Here is a 1,362-nt window from a genome sequence, read left to right on the forward strand (position 1 = left end):
TGTTGATTGCCGCTGAGAAGTGATGGTGTGGATACCCCCTGCCAACGGCATCTCAATGTGCCAAGGTGATGTTGGGTAACGTCACTTGAGAGGAGATATCCATGGGAGAGATTAGCATTATCGGTCTGGATCTTGCAAAGCAGGTTTTTCAGGTTCATGGCGCACGCGTTGACGGCAGCGTTATTCTGCGTAAGAAACTAACACGCGGACAACTTTTAGCATTTTTTTCAAAGCTGCCACCGTGCATCGTCGCCATGGAAGCGTGTGCAACGGCCCATTACTGGGCACGCGAGATCGGTGAGTTTGGTCATGAGATCCGGCTGGTCCCACCCGCCTATGTAAAGCCCTTTGTGAAGCGGCAGAAAAATGACGTTGCTGATGCGGAGGCTATCGCTGAGGCTGCAACGCGTCCAACGATGCGCTTCGTCGAGCCTAAAACGCATGAACAGCAAGCACGCGCAATGGTCTTCCGGACACGCGAGTTATTTGTCCGTCAACGAACCCAAACGATAAATGCCTTACGGGCACATCTGGCTGAACACGGCCTTATCGCGCCGAAAGGCTTGTGGAATCTTTCAAGCATCCGGCATCTTATTGACCAGGCAGAAGATACGGTAGATAGGCTGATAGTGGAAACGGCACGCATTTACCTTGAGCAGATTGAGACATTTTCGACGCGGATTCTATCTCTCGAGGCTGTCCTAAAGAAAGAAGCCGCACGGTCTGACGCTTCATCGCGTATGATGACCATGCCCGGTCTAGGGCCTATCACGGCTATGGCCATTGAAGCATTCGCCCCTACGCTAACTGTTTTTAGGCGCAGTAGGGATTTTGCTGCATGGCTCGGACTTGTACCGCGCCAACACTCGAGTGGCGGAAAGCAGATTTTGGGACGTACATCGAAAATGGGGCAGCGTGATATTCGGCGTTTGCTCATAATCGGTGCCATGTCGATAATACGCTGGGCCAGTAAAAAGGCGCCAGTACCTGGAACGTGGCTTCATGCGATGCTTTTACGTAAACCTAGAATGGTTGTTGCCATAGCTTTGGCGAACAAGATGGCCCGCAGCCTTTGGGCAATGCAGACAAAGAGGGAAGATTATAGAGATCCGCTACTGACTGTCGCGTAAGTTAAATAGGCAAGTTAGAGCGGAACGACGGCGTGTGAGGAGGTCAACGGATAGTAAGGACAATGATCGGCAAACGGTTCTGGAAACGCATCCGGGTCAATGGGCTTAGAGCCCGTAGAAGTGATTTTGCACCAGAACCGCTAAGCTCCATACCGGCCAGCGGCTATGTGAATGCCGCAAAACAGGCCTGATACATGACCGCACCCGATCGCACGTCTAAATTATCCAAATT

At 51.8% G+C, this 1,362-nt stretch carries 1 protein-coding gene; it reads left to right on the plus strand.

The features are described 5' to 3' along the window. The first annotated feature begins 101 nt into the window (after positions 1 to 101). Positions 102 to 1,130, plus strand: a complete 1,029-nt coding sequence (locus ABE530_RS19580) for an IS110 family RNA-guided transposase (RefSeq protein ID WP_499695719.1) — start codon at positions 102 to 104, stop codon at positions 1,128 to 1,130. Positions 1,131 to 1,362: the final 232 nt, after the last annotated feature.

Origin of the sequence: Brucella sp. TWI559, from assembly GCF_039674265.1 — a bacterium.
Lineage (GTDB): Bacteria > Pseudomonadota > Alphaproteobacteria > Rhizobiales > Rhizobiaceae > Brucella > Brucella chromiisoli.